This is a genomic window from Halobacterium bonnevillei (assembly GCF_009831555.1).
GTDB classification, from domain to species: domain Archaea; phylum Halobacteriota; class Halobacteria; order Halobacteriales; family Halobacteriaceae; genus Halobacterium; species Halobacterium bonnevillei.
In genome coordinates, this window is sequence record NZ_WUUU01000216.1 from 1 (window position 1) to 4,293 (window position 4,293).

Sequence of the window (4,293 nt, forward strand, 5' to 3'; positions counted from 1 at the left end):
CGGGAGCCGGACGACGTTCGTGAGGGACGGCGCGGCGACGACGGCGACGCCGAGCGCGACGAACAGCACACCGAACGCCGCGAGGACGCGCCGCAGCATCAGTCGCCACCTCCGTAGGACGCTTCGATAGCCCGGAGCGCGTCCACAGCCCGCTGTTCGCGTGCCGGCGTCACGTCGGCGCCGCCGTAGCGAACGTCACGGAACAGGGCCGTGAGTTCGTCGACGTGCACGTCGTCCATGCCGGCGTCGCGAGCGGCGTCAGCGAACTCGCTGGGCGTGCTCGTTTCGGGATTCCGGACGTCGAGGTGGTCGGTCATCTCCCGCCACGCGCGGTACACCTCGTTCTCGACGTCGGCGTCCTCGACGATGCGGTCGGCGGCGTCACCGGCCACTGCTCCGACGGCGCCGAGCGCCTCGTCGTCGGACTCCGACACGGGTTCCTCCACGGGCCTCGTATCGACCGGCTCCGAGTCGCCGGTCGCGCGGAACGCGACCAGCCCCAGCACGATGGCGAGGACGAACAGGGCGGCGAGCACGCGCGGCGGCGAGAACAGCGTCTCCTCGCCGGACCCGCCCGTCGCTTCACCGCCCTCGGACGGCCCGGACGGCAGTTCCGGGAGCAGCGTCCCGCCCTGGTCGCTTTCCGTCTGGGAGCCGCAGTCCGTGAAGATCAACCACGGCGGGGCCACGACGAGCGCTGTGACGACGAACAGCACGAGGACGGCCGGCACAAGGCCCCGCGTGCGGTACGTCAGGTACCCGATTATTCCGTAGACGACCAGCAGGAGACCGGCGAACGCGGGCGATAACAGGAACGGCACGCACGCGCCGCCGAGCTGTATCGGTTGCTCGCCGGCGAGGGAGTTGTCGTCGATGTCTGCACCATCTTCGCCTTCGTTGCCTTGTTCGTCTGCGGTGCCGCTGTCGCCACCGACGCCACCGCCGGGGCCACCGCTTGATCCCGCGGTGTCCTGGGGGTTCGCGAGCGTCGCGGCCGCCAACGAAACCGCGAGCACGCAGAGGAGGGCAATTATCAGGGCGCGAACGTTTCGGTCCACTTCCGGGAGTTGTGAGTTTGTGAGTATATGTCTTGCGACAACGTGTCTCGGTGTCTTCAGGCGGTATGCCTCCTCCCGCCCTCCCGGCACCGGCAGCGCCCGCTTATGTGTCTATAGTGCGTGTGTGCTGGCGTGCGGCGACGACACCTACTCGCTGGACTGGCTGGCGCTGCGACGGCCGTAGTGACCGGGTGCATCGGAAACGGCCCAGCCGCCTCGAGCGGTGGCACCACGACGGGGGACGACGCTACCACCGGCCGCAGCGACGAAACCGGGAACAGTGCCCTGGATCTCCGCGAGGCGAACGTGACCGGCGTGGAGACGGAGCCCGTCACAGACGGCGTTCGGTTCGACGTCACGCTGTACCACGATGACGACGGCGAGGACGGCCACGCGAACTGGTGGCAGGTCGAACGGCTGGACGGCGACCGCCTCGGCCGCCGCGACCTCAGTCACGCCCACGGCACGCTGGAATTCACGCGTTCATCGACCGTCCAGATTCCGGACGACGTCGACTGTGTGGTCGTTCGCGGCCACGACCAGACCCACGGGTACGGCGGCCAGGCGATGCTCCTCGCCATCGACGACGGCGCGACCCGGACAGTCCGACAGGGCGAGGACCCCGACTCGTTCTCGTCGTCTGACTGTCCCTGACCCGGTCACGTCCAGGGGATTCGCAAACATCCCCGATCTTAATTCTCGAGTGCTAAGATTTAAATCAAAGTGGGAGCGAGTCGTCCGCAATGTCAGTGTGCGAGGAGACGGTGCCCGCTCCGATCCCGCCGGACGACTCGAACGCGTGGTACGCGCCCGACGTCCGGAGCCAGTACGAAGTCCACCCCGGCGTCGTCGTCACCGTCACCGAACGCAACGGCGAATTCGCGTACGACGCACGACCACCAGTGCTCGGCACCGCGGACCGCGACGCGCTCGACAGCGTCACCGAGTACTTCGCGGACGCGCAGCTGTCGCGACCCCGAACCCGCGAAGGCACCCGAGAGCGGGTGGCCGACGGGCTCGGCGAGAAACACCGCCGCATCCTCGAACGACTCACGGACTGTTCGCCCGCTGCCCGCCGCCGCGTCGAATTCCACGCGCTGTGTGAACTCCGCGGCCTCGGCGAACTCACCCCGCTCGCGCTCGACGGCGGCGTCGAAGTCGCGGACGCGGCCACCGACTCCCTCGTCGTCCACACCACCGAATACGCGCCCGCCGCCACCGACCTCCCGGCCGACCCGCCGCACCTCGACCGCTTCCTCTCCGAACGCCTCGCCCGGTACACGGTCCCGTTCCGGGACTTCGAGATTCCGGTGGTCGTCTACCGGGAGCGCGTCCTCGGAACGGACGCCTTCGACACCAAGTACGCCGTCCGCGAACCCGACCGCCTCCCCGGCGACGACGAACTCATCGCGGAGTGCAAGGAACGCATCTGGGAGGCCAACGTCGAGGGGCTGCTCGGGGACGGCCCGGACCGCGCAGCGTTCGTCACCGACCGCGCCCGCGCGTTCCTCACGCGACGCCTCACCGTCCGGAACACCCGAGCGTGGCTTGACGCCACGAAACACCGACTCCGGTCCGCGCTCGCCGAGTACGGCCTCGCCGTGCCGCCCGTCGGCCGGCGGTTCAGCGACGACCGCCTCGACGACCTCACGTACTACGTCCTCCGGGACTTCGTCGGGGACGGTGAACTCACCGTTCCCATCCGCGACGACCGACTCGAGGACGTCGAAGCCAATGCCGTCGACGAACGCGTCAAGGTCGTCCCACGCGGCCGCCTGGGAGCCAACGCGGACCGGATCCCGACGAACCTCGTGCTCGAGGACGAACAGCGGTTCGTCAACCTCGTCACCCAGTTGGCCGCCCGCGACGGCGTCGAACTGAACGCCTCCAACCCGTCGGCGAAGGTCAACCTCGAACCCGCCGAGGTCAGCAGCGACGTGACCATCCGGTGTGCCGTCGCGCTCCCGGTCATCTCGGAGGGCGGCCCGCACGTCTCCATCCGAAAGCAGGCCGCGGACGCGCTCACGCCCGTGGACTTGCTCCACCAGAACAGCCTCTCGGTGGACGTCGTCGCGTTGCTCTGGCTGGCGTACGAACACCACGGCGTCGTCCTGTTCTCCGGCCCGACGGGCGTCGGCAAGACGACGCTGATGAATGCGCACATGCCGTTCGTCCCCTTCGACGACCGCCCCATCAGCATCGACGAGGGCAGCCGGGAGGTCCGACTCCCCCACGAAACCGGCGTCTCGTTGACCACGCGGGACCACGAACGCGAGTTCAAACGCGTCTCCATGGCGGACCTCATGACCGAGACCAATTATCTCAACCCCGACGTCGAGGTCATCGCCGAAATCAACAGCCCGGAGAGCTTCGAGAGCTTCGCGAACGTCCTCAACACGGGCCACGGCGTCGTCGGCACCACGCACGCCGAGGACGTCGAGACGCTCGTGAACCGCGCCATCGAACAGGGCGTCCCGCCGTACCTCCTCCGGGAACTGGACCTCGTGGTGTTCCCGCGGCACGTCAACGGTCAGCGGTACGTCGGCGACGTCGTGGAACTCGTCGCGGACCCCGACCCCGAGGACCCGGCGGTCGAGACAGTCCGGAAGGACGGCGACACGATTCACTTCCGGCGGGTCGTCGAGCGCACGCCCGGCGGCGAGTTCACGTTCGTCGGCCGCGAGGCCGTGCGGTTCCTCGACCGCCTCGCCGCCCAGACCGACCGCCCGGTCGCCGACGTCCACGACGAGTTCGAGCGGAAGCGCCGGTACGTCGAGTACCTCCAACGAGAGGACGTTTCGGACTTCCAGGCCCTGTTCGGGCTGCTGTCTGACCTCCAGACGGACGAAGCCGCGACCATGGAGCGACTCCAGCGGAGGGCCGGCGAGTGAACCGGCGACCGACCCAGCGACGTGACGGAGGCGCAGAGTCGTGACGGCGACGCTCGGCGTACTCGACCGCGCGCTGTACGCGCTGTTCGCGCGCAACGCCGACAGCACGCGCCACGACCCCGACCGGAAGCGCTACCGCGCGAGCCGGCTCGACGTGAGTTTCGACGTGTTCCTCGCGCGCGTCTACGGCGCCGCCTGGCTGGCGTTTCTCGTCGTCGGCGTGCTCGCCGCGGTCACGGCTGGCGTCGCCCTCCCGGCGACCGCGCTCGGAGGACTCGCCGACGTGTCCCCGTTCTCCTCGACGGGTCACAGTCCGCTGTCGTCGTCGGTCTGCCGCCCGGCCT

At 69.1% G+C, this 4,293-nt stretch carries 3 protein-coding genes and 1 pseudogene; 3 read left to right on the top strand and 1 reads right to left on the bottom strand.

Features of this window, described 5'->3' with window-relative positions:
• Nucleotides 1–98: 98 nt before the first annotated feature.
• Entirely contained in the window at nucleotides 99–1,058 is a 960-nt protein-coding gene (locus tag GRX66_RS20610) for a DUF4129 domain-containing protein (RefSeq protein ID WP_159527561.1), read from the bottom strand.
• 183 nt (nucleotides 1,059–1,241) lie between these two features.
• Here GRX66_RS20610 and GRX66_RS16905 point away from each other — a divergent pair, with 183 nt between their 5' ends.
• The 3 genes and pseudogenes from GRX66_RS16905 to GRX66_RS16915 form a co-directional block, all read left to right on the top strand.
• Entirely contained in the window at nucleotides 1,242–1,712 is a 471-nt protein-coding gene (locus GRX66_RS16905; RefSeq protein WP_325064174.1) for a hypothetical protein, read from the top strand.
• Between the two features lie 89 nt (nucleotides 1,713–1,801).
• Nucleotides 1,802–3,949 carry a type II/IV secretion system ATPase subunit gene (locus GRX66_RS16910; protein WP_159527562.1) on the top strand — a complete coding sequence of 716 codons (2,148 nt, stop codon included), beginning with the start codon at nucleotides 1,802–1,804 and terminating at the stop codon, nucleotides 3,947–3,949.
• 40 nt (nucleotides 3,950–3,989) lie between these two features.
• Nucleotides 3,990–4,293, top strand: a pseudogene (locus tag GRX66_RS16915) (type II secretion system F family protein); the annotation flags it as partial.

Bases quoted from the DNA above. Each gene is read 5' to 3' on its own strand.
- GRX66_RS16910 (WP_159527562.1), top strand. From the start codon at position 1,802: ATGTCAGTGTGCGAGGAGACGGTGCCCGCTCCGATCCCGCCGGACGAC.